The sequence below is a fragment of the Faecalibacter sp. genome, from assembly GCF_057177045.1.
In genome coordinates this window covers 1,729,817-1,749,730 of sequence record NZ_CM169987.1, presented here as the reverse complement: position 1 = coordinate 1,749,730, position 19,914 = coordinate 1,729,817, and the positions used below count along the sequence as shown (strand labels likewise).

At 33.6% G+C, this 19,914-nt stretch carries 14 protein-coding genes and 3 tRNA genes; 15 read left to right on the top strand and 2 right to left on the bottom strand.

The annotated features are described in order from the left end of the window. Window positions 1-54: 54 nt before the first annotated feature. Window positions 55-2,796: a M16 family metallopeptidase gene (locus AC1QSP_RS08160; protein WP_484078277.1), complete on the bottom strand. Its 2,742-nt coding sequence runs from the start codon at window positions 2,794-2,796 to the stop codon at window positions 55-57. 117 nt (window positions 2,797-2,913) lie between these two features. Here AC1QSP_RS08160 and AC1QSP_RS08155 point away from each other — a divergent pair, with 117 nt between their 5' ends. The 5 genes from AC1QSP_RS08155 (at window position 2,914) to AC1QSP_RS08135 (ending at window position 11,932) form a co-directional block, all read left to right on the top strand. Continuing rightward, window positions 2,914-5,331 carry an alpha-ketoacid dehydrogenase subunit alpha/beta gene (locus tag AC1QSP_RS08155; protein WP_484078276.1) on the top strand — a complete coding sequence of 806 codons (2,418 nt, stop codon included), beginning with the start codon at window positions 2,914-2,916 and terminating at the stop codon, window positions 5,329-5,331. A gap of 84 nt (window positions 5,332-5,415) precedes the next feature. Beyond that, window positions 5,416-6,681, top strand: a complete 1,266-nt coding sequence (locus AC1QSP_RS08150; protein WP_484078275.1) for a type IX secretion system plug protein — start codon at window positions 5,416-5,418, stop codon at window positions 6,679-6,681. A gap of 98 nt (window positions 6,682-6,779) precedes the next feature. Continuing rightward, window positions 6,780-8,336: a GEVED domain-containing protein gene (locus tag AC1QSP_RS08145; RefSeq protein ID WP_484078274.1), complete on the top strand. Its 1,557-nt coding sequence runs from the start codon at window positions 6,780-6,782 to the stop codon at window positions 8,334-8,336. A gap of 79 nt (window positions 8,337-8,415) precedes the next feature. Next, window positions 8,416-9,396, top strand: coding sequence for a hypothetical protein (locus AC1QSP_RS08140; RefSeq protein ID WP_484078273.1), 981 nt, complete (start codon window positions 8,416-8,418; stop codon window positions 9,394-9,396). Window position 9,397: 1 nt separating this feature from the next. Next, window positions 9,398-11,932, top strand: a complete 2,535-nt coding sequence (locus AC1QSP_RS08135; protein ID WP_484078272.1) for a hypothetical protein — start codon at window positions 9,398-9,400, stop codon at window positions 11,930-11,932. A gap of 36 nt (window positions 11,933-11,968) precedes the next feature. Here the strand turns inward: AC1QSP_RS08135 and AC1QSP_RS08130 are convergent, their stop codons facing one another. Further along, complete coding sequence (locus AC1QSP_RS08130) at window positions 11,969-12,412, bottom strand: hypothetical protein (protein WP_484078271.1); 444 nt, start codon at window positions 12,410-12,412, stop codon at window positions 11,969-11,971. 114 nt (window positions 12,413-12,526) lie between these two features. Here AC1QSP_RS08130 and pruA point away from each other — a divergent pair, with 114 nt between their 5' ends. The 10 genes from pruA (at window position 12,527) to tuf (ending at window position 19,893) form a co-directional block, all read left to right on the top strand. Next, on the top strand, window positions 12,527-14,155 hold the full coding sequence (gene pruA, locus AC1QSP_RS08125; protein ID WP_484078270.1) for an L-glutamate gamma-semialdehyde dehydrogenase: 1,629 nt from the start codon (window positions 12,527-12,529) through the stop codon (window positions 14,153-14,155). Window positions 14,156-14,200: 45 nt separating this feature from the next. Continuing rightward, window positions 14,201-15,130: a cation diffusion facilitator family transporter gene (locus tag AC1QSP_RS08120; protein ID WP_322971790.1), complete on the top strand. Its 930-nt coding sequence runs from the start codon at window positions 14,201-14,203 to the stop codon at window positions 15,128-15,130. 240 nt (window positions 15,131-15,370) lie between these two features. Beyond that, on the top strand, window positions 15,371-16,513 hold the full coding sequence (locus AC1QSP_RS08115) for an acyl-CoA dehydrogenase family protein (protein ID WP_322971791.1): 1,143 nt from the start codon (window positions 15,371-15,373) through the stop codon (window positions 16,511-16,513). 68 nt (window positions 16,514-16,581) lie between these two features. Continuing rightward, entirely contained in the window at window positions 16,582-16,776 is a 195-nt protein-coding gene (gene rpsU / locus AC1QSP_RS08110) for a 30S ribosomal protein S21 (RefSeq protein WP_484078269.1), read from the top strand. An 86-nt stretch (window positions 16,777-16,862) separates the two neighbouring features. After that, on the top strand, window positions 16,863-17,762 hold the full coding sequence (locus AC1QSP_RS08105; protein ID WP_484078268.1) for a tyrosine-type recombinase/integrase: 900 nt from the start codon (window positions 16,863-16,865) through the stop codon (window positions 17,760-17,762). 3 nt (window positions 17,763-17,765) lie between these two features. Continuing rightward, on the top strand, window positions 17,766-18,065 hold the full coding sequence (gene hpf / locus AC1QSP_RS08100) for a ribosome hibernation-promoting factor, HPF/YfiA family (RefSeq protein WP_322971794.1): 300 nt from the start codon (window positions 17,766-17,768) through the stop codon (window positions 18,063-18,065). A 139-nt stretch (window positions 18,066-18,204) separates the two neighbouring features. Next, window positions 18,205-18,278, top strand: a tRNA-Thr gene (locus AC1QSP_RS08095). Window positions 18,279-18,308: 30 nt separating this feature from the next. Further along, window positions 18,309-18,390: transfer RNA gene (locus AC1QSP_RS08090), tRNA-Tyr, on the top strand. Window positions 18,391-18,473: 83 nt separating this feature from the next. After that, window positions 18,474-18,546, top strand: a tRNA-Gly gene (locus AC1QSP_RS08085). Between the two features lie 159 nt (window positions 18,547-18,705). Further along, window positions 18,706-19,893 carry an elongation factor Tu gene (gene tuf, locus AC1QSP_RS08080; RefSeq protein WP_484078267.1) on the top strand — a complete coding sequence of 396 codons (1,188 nt, stop codon included), beginning with the start codon at window positions 18,706-18,708 and terminating at the stop codon, window positions 19,891-19,893. Window positions 19,894-19,914: the final 21 nt, after the last annotated feature.

Genomic DNA, 19,914 nt, shown 5'->3' with positions numbered 1-19,914 from the left:
TCCAAAAATAAAGGCAATCTAAAAAGATTGCCTTGTTGCTTGATTATGAGTAAATTATTTATTAAAAGTACCCGTGTAAATTGATGTGATTTTATTCAAATCAAAGTGTTTTTTTACGACTTCATTTACTTCTTTCACAGATAATTTTTCAATTTTTTGTTCTAAAGCTGTAAATTCATCAAACGAAATATTATTTAATAAGTACGAATTAGATAAACCGATTAGTGTACCATCACTACCTAAATTAGTTGCTCTCCCTGTCTTCCAGCTGGCAATATTCGTTTTTAATTCTTCAGCAGTAAATCCTTGTTCAATCGCTTTTTTGATCTCATCTTTAACAGCATCTTCAACCGCTTGACGCTTCGTAGGATTTAAGAAAGCGAAGTAACCCCAAGTCGCACTTTCGTTCTTTGGATCATTAGCAATATCTAAATAAGACCCTGCTCCATAACTGATACCTTCTTTCTCACGCAAACGCATAGGAATACGAGCCGATAAGAAACCTCCACTACCTAACATTTCATTGGCAATGACTAATGCGGGATAATCAGGATGGTTACGATTCATTTTAAAATTGAATACACCTACCGCAGCAGCATTTTCTTTATCGGCGATGTTAATGATTTTATCGGTTTTCTTTGTTTCAAAAACAGTTGGATAAGCCTTTTCAAATTTCGATTTACTGTTCCATTTCCCGAATGTATCTTCTAATAATGATTGAACTTTTGTTTTATCATTTGTTCCGATAACAGTTGCAACTCCATGATTTGCTCCCATGATGTTTTTATGGAAATCAACTAAATCATTACGTTTCACTTTTTTTGTTGCATCAATTAATTCTTGGAATGTAGCCGTATAGAAAATAGATGTTTTAGGATAATTGGTTGTAATTCTTGAAATCTCAGTAAACGCTACCGTTTGTGGATCGTTCATGTTTCCTTCAAGATAAGTTACATTTTCATTGATTGCTTTTTGTAATTCCGTTTCAGGGAATATAGGATCAGTAATCATATCTTTTACGATCTTCATCGTTTCATCTAATGATTTCTTATACGTATTAATCGAAACCGTTAAATTTTGACTAGAGAAACCAAAATATACCGAAGATTTTAATTCATCTAAGCGGTCTTTAATTTGTTCTTTGGTCATTGATTTTGTTCCTGCACTTAATAATTGTGCTGTTAGTTCACCAATGGTTTGTTTATTGGCCAAATCTTTTTCGTTTGATAAAGGTAAATTCAATGAAATGGAAACTTTTTCACCTTTAATTTCTTTATCAATAATTCCGAATTTTAAACCGTTTGATAATTGACCTTCAGAATAATTTGCTTTTAAATTTTTGATCGTTGCTTCAAAAGGTTTTGCCTCTTTTTCCATTTCACGACCTTTGTAGTTTGCCGTTAAATTTTTAATGTCAGCAGTTGTAATTTCAGTTGGTTTTACACGAACTTCATCTTTAGTCGGGATAAATACACCTACCGTACGATTATTGGATTTAAAGTATTTTTCAGCCACACGTTTTACATCCGCTAGAGTTACTTTTTCAACATTATCACGATAGATAAAATCCAGACGATAATCTCCAGAACCAATAATTTCACTTAAATTGATTGCTTGGTAAATGGTGTTATTGTTGATGTTTTCAATGTTTTTAATTAAGGAAGATTGCGCACGCTTAACATCTTCGTTTGTGTAATTTGTTGACGCAATTTTATCCAATTCTTTACGGATATCTTCACGAATAACCTGAATGTCTTTTTCCTTACTTACATCTGCACCGATAAATAAAAATCCAGCATCACGTAATTGAGGTAAGAACGACCATAAAGAAGAAACTTTGTGTGTATCAACTAATGATTTGTACAGATATCCCGAAGGATTAGAAGTTAAAATTTGATCTAAAACAGCTAATGCTGCATAATCTTTATCTGCAAAAGCAGCCGTGTGGTACATAATACCAACGGCTTGGCTATCTCCTGCACGTTTGATTTCTACAAAACGCTCTCCATCTTGTGCAGGTTCTACGGTTTGAATATTTTCTAAAACACGTGTAGGTTTTGGAATAGCTCCAAAATATTGGTTAATGTATTCTATGGCCTTTTTCTCATCAAATTTTCCGGCAATGACTAAAACAGCATTATCAGGTTGATAATATTTTTCATAGAATTTGCGCAATTGTGAAGTTTTTACACGTTCGATATCTTCACGAGAGCCAATGGTAGAATTTCCGTAATTGTGCCATAAATATCCTGCATTAATTACACGTTCCATCAAAATGCGGGTTGGATTGTTTTCGCCAATCTCAAATTCGTTACGAACAACTGAAAATTCTTTGTCTAAATCTTCTTGTAATAAAGTCGCATTAATCATACGATCAGCTTCCATTTCGATGCTCCAACGTAAATTATCTTCCGAGTAGGGGAATACTTCATAATAATTTGTGCGATCGTACCATGTAGTTCCATTGGCATTACCACCTTTGTCCGATAACATTTTTTTGATGTCACCTAAATTTGTGGTACTCTTAAATAACATGTGTTCTAGTAAGTGTGCCATCCCTTTCTCACCATATCCTTCATGCTTTGAACCCACATGATAGGTGATATTGACAACAAGGTTACTCTGTGAAGCATCAGGAATTAACAAAACTTGTAAACCATTGTTTAATTTGTATTCTTTAATTCCTTCTACTTGGGTTACATATTCTGCTTTAGATGAGTTATTTTTTTGGGCAAATGCATAAGGAGCAGAACCTAATACGAATGCCAAAACAAGTGAGTAAATCGTTTTTTTCATTATAGATTAACTTAGATTGTTGATTTGTTAGATATTAAATATATGCCTAATAAGTTGTAAATATTGTGATTATGTTACAAATCTTTTGTTAAATTTGTTTTGCAACAAACAAATGAAATGGAAACAAAAGAAGTAAATAAAATTACTTTCGAAGAATTCAAAAATCAAATCATTAATGATTACCGAATTGCTTTCTTATCACGTGAAGTCAGTCTACTTGGTCGTAGAGAGGTGTTGACAGGAAAAGCTAAATTTGGGATTTTTGGAGATGGGAAAGAATTGCCTCAAATCGCTATGGCTCGCGTTTTTAAAAACGGAGATTTTAGATCGGGGTATTATCGTGATCAAACTTTTATGTTCGCGATCAATGAATTAACTGTAGAGAACTTCTTTGCACAGTTATATGCGTTAACCGATTTAGAATATGAACCTGCATCTGGTGGTCGTCAAATGACTTCTCACTTCGCAACTCGTTCATTGAATGAAGATGGTTCATGGAAAAACTTAGCGGATCAAAAAAATTCAAGTTCAGATATTTCTCCAACGGCAGGACAAATGCCTCGTTTATTAGGATTAGCACAAGCTTCTAAAGTTTATCGCCAAGTAAAAGCAGCGGATCCAAAGCAACAATTTTCTCGTAATGGAAATGAAATTGCATTTGGAACAATTGGAGATGCGAGTACTTCTGAAGGTCATTTTTGGGAAACAGTAAATGCTGGAGGTGTTTTACAAGTTCCAATGATTATATCGATTTGGGATGATGGGTATGGGATTTCAGTTCCTGCACAATTTCAACGTACGAAATCAAATTTATCTGAATTATTATCCGGTTTTCAACGTACAGAGAAGGAAAGAGGATATGAGATTATTTCAGTTAAAGCTTGGGATTACCCAGGATTAATCGAAGCATATTCAAAAGCAGAAGAATTTGCAAGAGAACACCATATTCCTTGTATTGTGCATGTATCTGAATGTACTCAACCACAAGGTCATTCTACATCAGGTTCACATGAACGTTACAAATCAGAAGAACGTTTAGCTTGGGAAAAAGAATATGATGGAATTGTAAAATTCCGTGAGTGGATCATCAAATTCGGAGAATCTGCTCCTGAACCAATTATTTCACGTGAAGATTTAATTGAATTAGAAAACCAAGTTAAAAAAGAAGTGCGTGAAGCACAAAAGAAAACGTGGGATAATTATCTGAATCCAATCCTTTCATTAAAAAATGAAGCATTAGATTTATTAGAGAAAGTGCAAGCTGAAAGTGTGAATAACGCTTTTGTAGGAATCGAAATAAATCAGTTAAAAGGAAAATCATCTCCATTTAAACGTGATATTTTTTCTGCTATTCGTAAAGTTTTACGCATTGTTCGCGAGGAAAACTTAACGTCTAAAGCTGAAATGATTCAATGGTTGAATAACCAAATGGAAATTCAAGAAGATATTTATTCATCCTTATTGGTTTCGGGTTCAGCAGTCAATGTACCACAACAAGAAATCCTGTATGAAGGAGAAGAAATTTACGAAGATGGTCGTGTGATTATCCGAGATAACTTTGATAAAATCTTTGAAAAATATCCGAATACATTAATTTTTGGTGAAGACTCTGGAAATATCGGAGATGTTAATCAAGGGTTAGAAGGGCTACAAGCGAAATACGGTATCGAAAGAATTATGGATACTGGTATTCGTGAAGCAACGATTTTAGGACAAGGGATAGGTATGGCGATGCGAGGATTACGTCCAATCGCAGAAATTCAATATTTAGATTATGTCCTATATTGTTTACAAGGAATTTCAGATGACTTAGCTACTGTTCTTTACCGTACAAAAGGGGGACAAAAAGCACCTTTAATTATCCGTACTAGAGGACACCGATTAGAAGGGGTTTGGCATTCGGGATCACCAATGGGAGGAATTTTAAATTTAGTACGTGGTGTAAATGTTTTAACGCCTCGTAATTTAACGAAAGCAGCAGGTTTTTATAATACATTATTGCAATGTGATGAACCGGCAATTGTTGTAGAAAGTTTAAATGGATACCGATTAAAAGAACAAGTTCCATCGAATATCGGAGAATTTACAACTCCAATTGGAGTAGTGGAAATCACAAGAGAAGGAGCTGATGTCACGTTATTAACTTATGGATCGACATGGCGAATTGTTATGGAAGCAGCAAAAGAGTTGGAACAACTAGGAATTTCTGCTGAAGTAATCGATGCTCAATCGTTATTACCTTTCGATATCAATCATGATGTAGCTCAATCGTTAAAGAAAACAAATCGTTTGGCTATCATTGATGAAGATGTACCAGGAGGTGCAACTGCTTACTTATTACAGGAAATCATCGAGAAACAATCGGCATATTTTAGTTTAGATAGTAAACCGATTACCATAACGGCTAAAGCTCACCGTCCACCATACGCAACAGATGGAGATTATTTCTCAAAGCCATCAGTTGATGAGATTGTAGAGCGAGTTTACGAAATGCTACATGAAGCAAATCCAACAAAATATCCTTCTATTTACTAGAAATTAGAAGAATTCATACAAAAGTGTTCAACTGAAAAGATGAACACTTTTTTTATTATTGTATTTTAGTAAAAAATTATTCCCATGAATTTTTTCAGATCTCTTTTAGTTGTTGTAATCACATTCATACATTTTTATGGTTTTGCTCAAGTTATCGAGGTAAAACCTCCACAGAATATTGCAACCATTCAAGTATTTAATCCCCAACGCAATGATAATACTCCAATCATTAAATTAAATTCCAATGAATATTTATTGTTTTTGTTTGATGATTTAGATGCTGGCTATAAACGCTACAATTATAAGATTGAACATCGAAACGCTGATTGGTCAGAGTCTGGAATATTTGAATCTGAATTTATTCAAGGACAAAACAGTGATTTTATTCGTACCCATAAGAATTCGTTTAATACCTATAAGAAGTATACCAACTATCAATTGCAGTTTCCGAATCGAGAAATGAATGTGAAATTAGGAGGAAATTACTTGTTGAAAGTCTATTTAGATAATGAAGATCAGCCTGTTTTTACTAAGCGATTCGCAGTCTATCAAGGTAACGTAGAAGTTGGTATGCAAACTTCTCGTTACAATAATCCGGTAAACAAAGAAGTGAACCAAAGAATACAAACAATCGTTTCAAGTGGTTCACAAAATTTTACAGAAACACCGGATGGTGGTCGTTTATTTATCATGAAAAACAACAATTGGAATGAACACATCACAGATATTCGTCCCGATTTTACACGTAACAATCAATTAACGTTTAATAATGTAGAGTGGACATTTGAAGGAGGGAGTGAATATAATTGGTTTGATACTAAAAATTTGGATGTACCTGGTTTAACTACAGAACGTAACTTCAGAAAAGATTCAGTGTATCACACAGTTTTACGGGTAGACTTTCCGAAATACAATTTACCATATGACGATTTTGGAGATGTCAATGGGAATTTCTATATCCGAAATAATCGTTATGGAAACGAATATTTAGCAGCATCAGAAGCAGACTATTCTTGGATCTATTTTGCTTTAGATGCTTTTGAAGATCAAAACGGGCAATTCGAGCCTTATGTTGTAGGAGCTTTTAATAATTGGGAAATTTCGCCTACATCGAAAATGAAATATAATTCAGAATCCAAATTATGGGAAAATGAATACTTTCTGAAACAAGGATATTACAATTATCAATATGTAGTTCTAAATAAAAAGACGAATCGTATAGAACCAAGTTATGTCAGCGGAAGTTTTTGGCAAACAGAAAATATGTATCAAGGTCTATTTTATTATCGCCCTTGGGGAGGACGATATGATATCTTAATGGGCTATGGTGAAGCCAATACAAGAAGATAGATGAAAGTTACTTCAAGTAACTATTTATAATCTTTGGTATATTGTAAAATGTTTTGTTATTTCGTGCACATTAACATGAATTAACAAACACACTTATTATGAAGAAAAATTTACTTCTACTATCTTTACTTTCTTTACCAGCATTTGGTTTTGGACAAGTCGTATTAAATGAGACTTTCGATAATGGAATTCCATCATCTTGGTCAATACAACAAACTAATGCAAATGAGTCATGGGAATCTTATGATTTACAAGGGAATATCGTTGCAAGCGTTACATATGATGCGAATTTAGAGCAACAAGATGAGTGGATGATTACACCAACTATCGATTTATCAAATGTTACAGGAGCATATTTTTTGACATTTGATGCAAGTTTAAGTTATTCTTGGTCGATAAGCCCTCAAAATACATATGATGTATTTGTAAAAGTTTCGACTGATAACGGAGCAACTTGGTCTCAATTATGGACAGAATCGGATTTAGGTACATTTGGCGATTATGAAATTACGCCTGTTCGCATTGATTTATCAGAATATATGGGACAATCTAATGTGAAGATTGCTTTTCAATATGTAGGATTAGATGGTGCACAAGCTATTATTGACAATGTAAAAGTTGAAGGATTTGAAGTAGCACCTACTGTACCTAATTGTAGCGCATTAATATCGCCAGCGAATGGAGCTACAGGTGTAGAATTTTCACCAAGTATCCAATTGGTATGGGAAGCACCAACTTCAGGTGATGCACCAACTGCATATGAAGTACATTTTGGAATTAATCCGACACAGTTAAATCTATTAGGAGCTACTCCTAATACAGCGGTTGGAATTACTGCAGCATCAGCAGATACCACTTACTATTGGTCTATTGTTCCTAAGAACGAAGTCGGAGCGGCTACAGGATGTGAAGTTTATTCGTTTACAACGACTACAGGTCCATTCTCACCTTATTGTGGTGATTTAAATTTCTCTAATGCTGTGGAACCAATTACAAATGTTTCATTCGCTGGAATTAACAACCGTACTGCTACTCAAAGTACTGTTAGTCATGAAATTTTCTTAGACCAAGCAGCAGATGTTACACCAGGTATGACATATACAATGTCATTAGAAGGAAATACTGATGGTGATTTTACAAATCGATTCTTTGTATTTATTGATTGGGATCAAAATGGAGTTTTTGATGAAAATGAATTGTATATGCCGTCAACAACTTTAGTTAACTCTACTGGGAATGATGGAAAAACAGTTACATTGGATATTACGGTTCCTGAAAATGCTGTTCAAGGTACAACTCGTTTACGTATAAAGAAAACATTTAATACAACTGAATATTCAAACCCTTGTTTAGCAGAATCATCTTACGGTCAAGCGGAGGATTATTCTGTCAATGTAGGAACATTATCTACAGTAGATACAACAAAATCTTCTATAAAAGTTTATCCTAATCCAGTGGTAGATTATTTAGTTGTAGAATCTTTCTCTGAAGCAAAATCCATTTCAGTTATTGATATTACAGGACGCCAAGTGTTATCTCAAAACGCATCGTCTAAAATAAATCGCGTGAATATGTCATCATTATCTGCAGGAACATACATTGTTACTGTTGAGTCAAATGATGGTGTCCAATCATTTAAAGTAATTAAAAAGTAGTTTTTTTTAACAAAAGATAATATGCCCTTGGTCGTTGATCAGGGGTTTTTTGTTATAAATTAGATGAGATTTTATGCTTATGAAATTTTATTCAATTATAGCTTTTCTTTTTTTATTAATTGGTTGCTCTAAAGAACAGAATATCCCCATTGATTTTTATTACTGGCGTTCGAATTATTCTTTAAATGATATAGAAAAACAAGCAGTAAAAGATTATGAAGTGCATAATCTTTATGTACGATTGTTTGATGTGGATCGAAAAGACATCCTTCCACAACCTATTGGTGTGATTAAAAATTTTGATGCATCAATGCTAGATGTCAATTATATTCCCACCGTGTTTATTACCAATCGAACATTTCAATCCATGAATGTATCCGAAGTTAAAATTTTAGCAAAAAACGTAAATCAATTGATTGCTGAGATTGCAAAAGCAGGAAAATTAGACAAATATTCTGAAATTCAGATTGATTGCGATTGGACAAAATCAACACGAGAGAATTATTTTCAATTTCTGAAAGAACTTAAGCAAATCTCAAATAAGCAAATTTCAGCTACTTTGCGTTTGCATCAAGTCAAATTTAAGGATAGGGAAGGGGTTCCTCCATTAGATAAAATGGTTTTGATGTGTTATGCTACTGAAAATCCATCAGAAGTGAAGGATAAGAATTCCATTTTAGATGTTGATTTAGCGAAAGATTATTTGGAGAATTTGGAGGATTATCCCATAAAGATGGATGTTGCTTTACCTATATATTCTTGGGCAATATTGACGAATCATTTAGGGAAAATCAAATTGATTAATTCTTTCTCGGAAGAAAATTTAAAAGATAAACCTGTAAAACCTTTAGGAAATGGAGTCTTTGAAGTTGAAGATGATTTTTTTATCGAGCAGTTTTATGTTAGTAAAGGATTTAAAATAAAAATTGAAAATGTTCCTAGTGAAACTTTAACGACCATGAAACAATTTATAAATCGTAAATTACATGATGATTATCGATTAATTTATTATCATTTGGATCAAAAATTTATTACCAATTATAATCTTAACCGTCTTTAATATGAAAAAAATAATCTTAGGTCTGTCCTTAGCGTTTGGACTATCTATACCATCTTTAGCTTGTGCTGATAGCAGTGAAGATTATTCTTATTATAATCTTTTCAATCAAGCCATTATCCATTCACCGCAATATCAACCATTTTTAATGACTTTTGATAATCCTTATTACGATACAACAGGTGTTGATATGAAGGATGAAAAAATTGAAGATTGGTCAAAATATCTGAATATTTCTTATGATGATGCATACTATTTAGTCTACAAAGTATCTAAACAATCTGTAGACCAATTAACAAAAACGGGTAAAACCGCGGATCAGAAACTAAAATTTGCAAATTCATCATTTGTTCAAAAACATAAACAAGCACTTTTATATTTATCGTATGCGAAGTATTTAGAACCATACATGAATCACAATTATATTGATACAGGTGAATCATGGAGCTATATACCGCGCAATGATCAAAAAGCTACACTTTTAGATTACAATAAAGTAATGGATGTTTTGGAGCGCAGTTATAAAGCGGAATCGGATACAGAATTGAAAATGCGATATGCTTATCAAATGGTTCGCTTTGCACATTATTCGAATCAATACAAAACGGCAATTCAGTTGTTTAATCAATACGTTAAACCCTTGAATACTAAATCCACGATGTATTATTATGCTTTAGATCAAAAAGCAGGAGCGGAGCGTGCAGTTGGGAATTACATCCAAGCCAATTACGATTTCTTTGAAGTATTTTCTCACACCAAAAACAGAAAAGAAAGTGCTTATAATTCAATGAAAGTAACTCAGGATTTGAATTTTGAACAAATGCTATTGAAGGCGAAAACCAATCAAGAAAAAATGGATTTATATCTATTGATTGGATACCGAGAGTTTAGTAATCCATTGGCAGCTATGCGACAAATCACGAAATTAGATCCAAATGCTGAACAAGCAAAAGTATTATATGCTCGTGCTATTAACTTGATTGAACGAAATTATTTACTTCAATATGCGAACGGGAACAATTGGTCTGATAAGAAAGTAAATCCATCGAAATTGCCCTCATTATCTCAAAATGGTTTTGATACTGATTTGCCAACTAGTTTTTTAAATGAAACTTTAGCTTTAGGAAAAGAACAAGCTCAAAAAACTAAAGATGGAGATTTTTGGAATCTTTCAGTGGCTTATTTAGCAACAATTTCGAAGGATTTTTCGACGGCTAAATCTTATTTAAGTAAGGTAAATTCGAAACATTCCGATTTTATTCTACATAAAAAAATGATTGAAATGCTGATGGATCTGAATCAACAGGACAAAATTACACCGGCTTATGAACAAAGTATTATGGCAAAATATGGTGAGATTTTAAACTTTGAACTGAAATATCCAGCAGAATACGAATATGGAGCTAAGATTTTTACGGATGATGAATTACTAAAAGATCGTTTTAGAGAAATTGCGAAAGATATTTTAGCCAATCGATATTTTTTACAAGGTGATAAAGCAAAAGCTTTTTTAATTCATAATTCGATTTATGATTTGGCATACAATGTCAATTGGCCATTACTGAATGCTATTGATGCACTCGATCAAAAGTCCAATAAGAATGAGTTTGAAAAGTATTTGGTTTCGAATATTACTTATTTCAAATATAATGAGAATACGTATGAATCTTGGAAAGAAAAATCAAAATTTAAGTTAGCAGATTTTATAGCAAACTATAAAGGAACTTTATATTTGAAGGAGCGTAAATTTGATTTGGCGAAGCGCGAATTTTCAAAAGTCCCGACCGATTTTAGCATCGAAACATCATCTTATTATACATTGGATAAAAATTATTCGTACAATTGGTATAGTGGTATTTCTAACGGAATTTTTGGATACAATAAAATAGAATGTTTTACATGTCCCGAGTCTGAAGTGATTTCCAAGCCGTATGTTTCGGAGTTTACATTCATCAAACCTAAAATGAATAAATTAGAATTGACGGAAGCCATTATTAAGTTAGTAGATATCGCAAAGAAATCGGATGAATGTGGAATTAAAGCAAATTATTTATTAGCTAATTTCTATTATAATACGACTTCTTTAGGCTATTTTAGAGAGCTTCTATCATTTGATCGCAACAACGAACATGGTCCAAAGTTTCATAAATTCATTAATCCAAAATTTGAAAATAAAATAATGGATGAGCTTTTTATCAATTACTATAAGAATTATGAAATGGCAGCTCAGTATCTAAGTAATTATACGATTAGTTCCGACTATATAAAAACAGCTTTAGCGAAAGTAAAAGATCCAGAATTGAAAGCTCAAATTCTATTTACAGCTTCTAAAATTGAACAGGGACAATTTTATGATTATGCTGCAAATAACTTAACGGACTATGAATGGTACATTGATTTTGCTACGGATGAAATGATTAAATATAAGGTGAAAAATTACCGAAAGTATTTTGATCAACTGAAATCTTTATCTTCGACAAAAACATATAAAGAAGTAAAAAGTAACTGTAAGTATTTTGATACCTACGTTAATTTATAAAAAAAAGGTTCTCCAATGGAGAACCTTTTTTTTATATTATAGTATTTCAGAAGCCGGGATGAGAACCGATTTCGTAGGATATGTTCTTCCGTCAGGAAATCCTAATTGTAAAAAGACTTCAAGTGTATCTTGAGGAGTTAAAACTTCACTTAATTGTTTATTTGAATCTTGAGGTAAAATTTCTACTGTACTTTGATAGGAATAAGAATCTCCTATTTTTTTTGCGTTTTTTGAATCAAATATACCTTTAATACGAACTTTTTGTTCTTTAAAAGATTGTGTTTTGATATGGCCGATCACACGTTGATCTGGAAATCGATATTTTTCTTGTATGGATTTTAAGTCAGCATTTGTGGATAAAGTAATTTCAAAATTTCCTTTATTTTTTTTGATTTCCACCAATTCACTTGCATAAGTTTTGTTGTCTAAATGGCATGAAAATAAAAGTCCAAAAAATAAAAGTCCAAAAAGTTTTCTCATAATAGGAGTGGATAGTGTTCATCTGTAGTTACAAATGTATCAAATCGAATCCATTTATTTTTCTTAAATTTGAAGGGCTTAAAAAAAGCAAACAAAACAAAATATTATAAAGAAATGGCTAAATCATTTGCACAAATTCCTACTGTCGTAAACGAAGAGGTAAAATCTTATGCTCCTGGATCTCCAGAAAAAGCAGAGTTATTAGATACTTATAAGAAAATGTATAATGAGGTAATTGAAGTTCCTCAATATATCGGTTCTGAAGAAATTTACACTGGTGTGAAGAAAGAGATTCGTCCACCACATGATCACCAAAAAGTAGTTGGTTACTATCACGAAGGTACGCAAGCTGATGTACAAAAAGCAATTGATACAGCATTAGCAGCAAGAAATTCTTGGGCAAATATGGCGTGGGAAGATCGTGCAGCAATCTTCTTAAAAGCAGCAGATTTAATCGCCGGTCCTTACCGCGCAAAAATGAATGCAGCTACAATGATCGGGCAATCAAAAAATGCAATGCAAGCAGAGATCGACTCAGCATGTGAGTTAATTGACTTTTTACGTTTCAACGTGAAATTCATGACAGAAATCTATGCTGATCAGCCAATTTCATCTCCAGGGGTTTGGAATAAAGTAGAATATCGTCCTTTAGAAGGATTTACTTTTGCGATTACGCCATTCAACTTTACAGCAATTGCTGGGAATTTACCATCATGTATGGCTTTAATGGGAAACGTTGTAGTTTGGAAACCTTCAGACAAACAAGTTTATGCAGCTAAAGTCACTATGGAAGTGTTCAAAAAAGCAGGTTTACCAGATGGTGTAATTAATATGGTCTTAGCTGATCCAGCGGAAACGGCTACAACGTGTATTTCTCACCCAGATTTTGCAGGGTTACACTTTACAGGTTCAACACATGTTTTCAAACATTTATGGAAACAAATTGGAAATAATGTTGATATTCACAAAACTTATCCACGTGTAGTAGGAGAAACAGGAGGAAAAGATTTTGTAATGGTTCACAAATCTGCATGTCCTACAGAAGTAGCAGTAGGTTTAGTTCGTGGAGCATTCGAATATCAAGGTCAAAAATGTTCAGCGGCATCTCGTGCATATATTCCGTCGAATTTATGGCCAGAAGTTGAGAAACAAATGAAAGAAATGTTAGCTACAATTACAGTAGGTTCTCCAGAAGATTTCTCAAATTTTGTGACTGCTGTGATTGATTCGAATTCATTTAAGAAAATTACAGGATTTATTGATCGTGCAAAAGCATCTTCTGAAGCAGAAATTATTGCTGGAGGTACTTATAATGATGAAGTAGGTTACTTTATTGATCCTACAGTGATTGTAACTACAAATCCTAAATACGAATCAATGACGGATGAAATCTTCGGACCTGTGTTATCTATCTATGTTTATGATGAGAACCAGTATGAAGAAACTTTAAAATTAGTGGATGAAACTTCGGCTTATGCTTTAACAGGTTCAATCTTTGCTCAAGATCGTGCAGCAGTAGAAACAGCTTATAAAGCGTTAGAAAATGCAGCAGGTAATTTCTATATTAATGACAAGCCAACAGGAGCAGTTGTTGGTCAACAACCATTCGGTGGAGCACGTGCTTCTGGAACTAATGATAAAGCAGGTTCAGCAATGAACTTATTACGTTGGGTTTCTGTCCGTACAGTGAAAGAAACATTAGTACCAGCGAAAGATTATAAATACCCATTTTTAGCAAAATAATATTTATCTTTATAGCCCCGCAAGAGCGGGGCTATTTTTTTGATAATGAGCAAGAATTCAGAAACAGCAGTAAAGGCTTCAGTATTCAGTATTATAGGGAATGCGAGTTTAGCGTTAATTAAATTTTTAGGAGGTTACTTTGGGAACTCTTATGCTTTGATTGCTGATGCTATCGAGTCTTCAACTGATGTTTTCTCTTCCATTTTAGTTTTCTTAGGATTAAAATATTCGTCTCGTCCGGCCGATGAAAATCATCCCTATGGGCATGGAAAAGCAGAGGCATTAATTACTTTTTTAGTTGTATTATCACTTATTGTTGCTGCTATTGTTATTGCGTACGAAAGTGTTCATAATATTTTTACACCTCACGAACGTCCAGAAGCATTTACATTAATTATTTTGGGAGGAATTATCATTTTTAAAGAAGCTTCTTTTCAATATGTGATGAAGAAAAGTCGCCAAACGAATAGTTCTTCTTTAAAGGCAGATGCCTGGCATCATCGTTCAGATGCTATAACCTCTCTAATGGCATTTATCGGGATTTCGATTTCTTTGATTATGGGTGATGGATGGGAAATAGCCGATGATGTAACAGCATTAATTGCATCTGGATTTATTATTTTTAATGCTTACAATATTTTAAGACCAGCACTTGGTGAAATGATGGATGAGGATCTTTACGGAGTTGAAAACGAAAGAATCAAAGTTATTGCTCGTAAAGTACCAGGCGTAAAAGCTGTTGAGAAATGTGTGATGAGAAAATCAGGAATGGTTTATTTTGTGGATATGCATGCAGTAGTTAGTGGAAGTTTATCGGTCGCTGAAGGTCATGCAATTAGTCATTTGATTAAAGATCGAGTAATGGAAGTTATCCCAGAAATACAAGATGTGCTCGTGCATATCGAACCTGATTTTGTTTCGATCGAAGAATATTATAAAAATTTTAGAAAAATATCAATCAATAGAGAGCTGTAATACATACAGCTCTTTTTTTTTGCAATCCATGTATTTTCGATTAGATCGTTATTTTACCCAATTTAAAATTACAGAAAGAGCGCATCAACAAGGTATTGTTAAAGCTTAAAAACATTCTATTTTAGATGGATACAAACATTTTTTTAAACAAATTAAATAAGACTTTTATAATAGAATCAATCCTGTAATTTTGCAGGTTATTATATTTTGTTAAATTTGATATTATCAATCAACAAAAAAATGAATTATTTAGAAAACGAAAATTTAGAACTGATTGCACAATCTGCAAGAGAATTTGCAGAACAATATATTCGTCCAAACATTATGGAATGGGACGAAGCACAAACGTTCCCTGTAGAATGTTTCAAGGAATTAGGTAAAATGGGATTCATGGGAATCGTAGTTCCTGAAGAATATGGAGGAAGTGGATTATCTTACGATGAATATGTAACGATTGTTGACGAAATTTCTCAAGTTGATCCTTCAATCGGGTTATCTGTTGCAGCACACAATTCATTATGTACAAACCATATCTTAACGTTTGGAAATGAAGAACAAAAGAAGAAATGGTTACCGAAATTAGCAACTGCTGAATGGATTGGAGCTTGGGGATTAACAGAACATAATACAGGATCTGATGCAGGAGGAATGTCAACTACTGCTGTAAAAGACGGTGATGAGTGGGTGATTAATGGAGCGAAAAACTTTATTACACATGCGATTTCTGGTGATGTTGCAGTTGTAATGACAAGAACTGGTGAGAAAGGGGCTAAAAACAATGCAACAGCTTTCGTAATTGAAAAAGGAACACCTGGGTTTACTTCTGGTAAAAAAGAAAATAAATTAGGTATGCGTGCCTCAGAAACCGCTGAATTAATCTTTGATAATGTACGTGTTTCTGATGCAAACCGTCTAGGTGAAGTAGGAGAGGGATTCAAGCAAGCATTGAAAATTTTAGACGGAGGTCGTATCTCTATTGCAGCTTTATCTTTAGGGATTGCTAAAGGAGCTTACAAAGCCGCATTAAAATATGCTCAAGAGCGTCACCAATTCGGTCAAGCAATTGCCAATTTCCAAGCCGTGAACTTCAAATTAGCAGAAATGGCAACAGAAATTGAAGCTTCTGAACTTTTAATTCGTAAAGCATCGTATTTAAAAAATAAACATTTACCGATGGCAACTGAAGGTGCAATGGCGAAATATTATGCATCTGAAGTGTGTGTGAAAGTAGCGAATGATGCTGTACAAATATTTGGAGGTTACGGATATACAAAAGATTTTCCAGTTGAGAAATTCTACCGTGATTCTAAATTATGTACGATAGGTGAGGGGACGACAGAGATCCAAAAATTAGTCATTGGACGAAATATTTTAAAAGATTAATTAAAAAGGATTTGTTTAATAATTAAAGAGTTGTATATTTGCAATCTCAAAAAGAAATAGATAGAATTATGTTGATTATACCAGTAAAAGACGGAGAGTCAATCGAAAGAGCTCTAAAAAAATACAAAAGAAAATTTGATAAAACAGGTGTTGTACGTCAATTAAGAGCACGTCAGCAGTTCACAAAACCATCTGTTACAAATAGAATTAAGAAAAGTAGAGCAATCTACAAGCAATCTTTACAAGTTCAAGAAGAAGCTTAATTGTTGCTTAAAAATAAATGGAATTCGTAAGAATTCTTCTAAGACCTATTTATTAAAGTTTTATCTTTGGTAAATAGGTTTTTTTTATGGATTATACGCAGCAATTTTTAGATTATTTAGGGTTAGAAAAGAATTATTCAGCCTTAACAATAACAAGTTATAAACGTGATTTGGATGATTTTACCGCGTTTTATCAACAGGAAGAAAATTCAATAGAAATCCAAGAGGCTAAAAAGTCTCATATCCGCGCATTTGTGATGTTCTTATCACAAGAAAAAAAATCAGAGAAAACGGTAAATCGTAAATTGAGTACTCTACGTAGTTTTTATAAATACTTAATTAAAGAAAAAGTCTTAACCATCAATCCAATTGAACAAGTTCATTCTTTAAAGCGAAAGAAAGAAGTAGTTGTACCCTTTACTCAAAATGAAATTAGTGATCTCTTAGATAATGAGGAACATTTTTCAGATGATTTTGATGGAGTAAGAGATCGATTAATGATTGATTTATTGTATCAAACAGGGATACGTCGAGCAGAATTGATAAATCTCAAGGAGTCTGATATAGATTATAACCAGTTTTCGATAAAAGTATTAGGAAAAAGAAATAAAGAGCGATTGGTACCTGTATCAAAATATTTATTGCAAGAAATCGATATCTACAGAAAACAAAAAAATGAGCTCGGATTAGCTCAATGTACGAATTTATTTGTTACAAAAAAAGGGAAACCTTTATATGACACTCTTGTTTATTCAAAAGTTAAACATTATCTTAGTTTAATAAGTGTAAAACATAAAAAAAGTCCTCACATGTTGAGGCATTCTTTTGCAACCCATATGTTAGATTCTGGTGCGGATCTGAATGCTGTAAAAGATCTTTTAGGGCATTCAAGTTTGACATCGACACAGGTTTATACACATGGAAGCATAGAAAATCTTAAAAAAGTGTTTAATCAAGCTCACCCACGTGAGTTAAAAAAAGAGTAAACTATGACAATTAATGTACAAGCAGTTAACTTCGATGCTAAACCAGGTTTAGAGGAGTATTTAGAAAAGAAATTATCAAAGTTAGAAACGTTATCCGATAAGATCATTTCTGCACAGGTTTTTTTCAAAATTGAAAATACTTCTGAAAAAAATAATAAATGTATCGATATAAAATTAGAGGTTCCTGGAGATGATATTTTGGTGAAAAAATGTGGTCAATCTTTTGAGGAATGTATTGATTTGTCTGTAGATACGTTGAAAAAATTAATCATTAGAAAAAAAGAAAAAGTGAGTGAGCGTTAATCTCAATCAAAAAAAAACTGAAAATATTTTTACGAAAATTTGGTTTATTCAAAAAACCACGTAAATTTGCAGTCCGTTAAACAAAGAGAATGACTCTTGATAACGGACTGTTCTTTTGAAATGATTGAATAACTAAATTGCCGATGTAGCTCAGTTGGCCAGAGCAGCTGATTTGTAATCAGCAGGTCGTGGGTTCGAATCCCTCCATCGGCTCTATTTAGAAAATAATTTAGTGATAAATTTGGGGAGATACTCAAGCGGCCAACGAGGACGGACTGTAAATCCGTTGGTTTCACCTTCGCAGGTTCGAATCCTGCTCTCCCCACATTAACTAAATTTTAATCTTAAAAAGGTTTTGTAGATTTAAATTAATGATTAAATTTGCAAAGCTTTATTAAAGATGGTATTGCGGGAATAGCTCAATTGGTAGAGCGTCAGCCTTCCAAGCTGAATGTTGCGGGTTCGAGTCCCGTTTCCCGCTCAACTTTAAAACGAAGTTGAGCGTTGCAGGTAAATAAGTTTTATCAAGAGCTCTTCAAAGTGAAAATACTTTATATAAAGCTACAGTGTTAGAAATAACATTGTGTTTAGTGTAAATATTTAGTTTAAGTATAACAATAGAAATTAATAAAAAAGTAAAATGGCAAAGGAAACTTTCAACCGTAGTAAGCCGCACTTAAATATTGGTACTATTGGTCACGTTGACCACGGTAAAACAACTTTGACTGCAGCGATTACTAAAGTATTAGCTGATGCTGGTTATTCAGAAGCAAAAGCTTTCGATCAAATCGATAATGCTCCAGAGGAGAAAGAGCGTGGTATTACAATTAATACATCTCACGTAGAGTATGAAACTGCTAACCGTCACTACGCACACGTTGACTGTCCAGGTCACGCGGATTACGTAAAGAACATGGTTACAGGAGCTGCACAAATGGATGGTGGTATCTTAGTAGTAGCTGCTACTGATGGACCAATGCCTCAAACTCGTGAGCACATCTTATTATGTCGTCAGGTAAACGTTCCTCGTATCGTTGTTTTCTTAAACAAAGTTGATATGGTTGACGATGCTGAGTTATTAGAGTTAGTTGACATGGAGGTAAGAGATTTATTATCTTCTTACGAATATGATGGAGATAACACTCCAGTTATCCAAGGATCTGCTTTAGGAGCTTTAAACGGTGAGCCTCAATGGGTTGAAACTGTATTAAACTTAATGAATGCAGTTGATGAGTGGATTGAAGAGCCAGTACGTGACTCTGACAAACCATTCTTAATGCCAATCGAAGACGTATTCTCTATTACAGGACGTGGTACTGTAGCAACAGGACGTATCGAAGCAGGTGTTATCAACACAGGTGATCCAGTTGATATCGTAGGTATGGGAGAAGAAAAATTAACTTCTACTGTAACTGGGGTTGAGATGTTCCGTAAGATCTTAGATCGTGGTGAAGCTGGTGACAACGTAGGTATCTTATTACGTGGTATTGACAAGTCTGATATCCGTCGTGGTATGGTTATCGCTAAGGCTGGATCTGTAACTCCACACAAAAAATTCAAAGCTGAGGTTTATATCTTAACTAAAGAAGAAGGTGGTCGTCACACTCCATTCCACAACCGTTACCGTCCACAGTTCTACGTACGTACAACTGACGTAACAGGAGAAATCTCTTTACCAGAAGGTGTTGAGATGGTATTACCAGGAGATAACTTAACTATTACAGTTGAATTATTACAACCAATCGCATTAAACGAAGGTTTACGTTTCGCAATCCGTGAAGGTGGACGTACAGTTGGTGCTGGTCAGGTAACTGAAATCTTAGACTAATTATTAGTTTAAATAAATAAA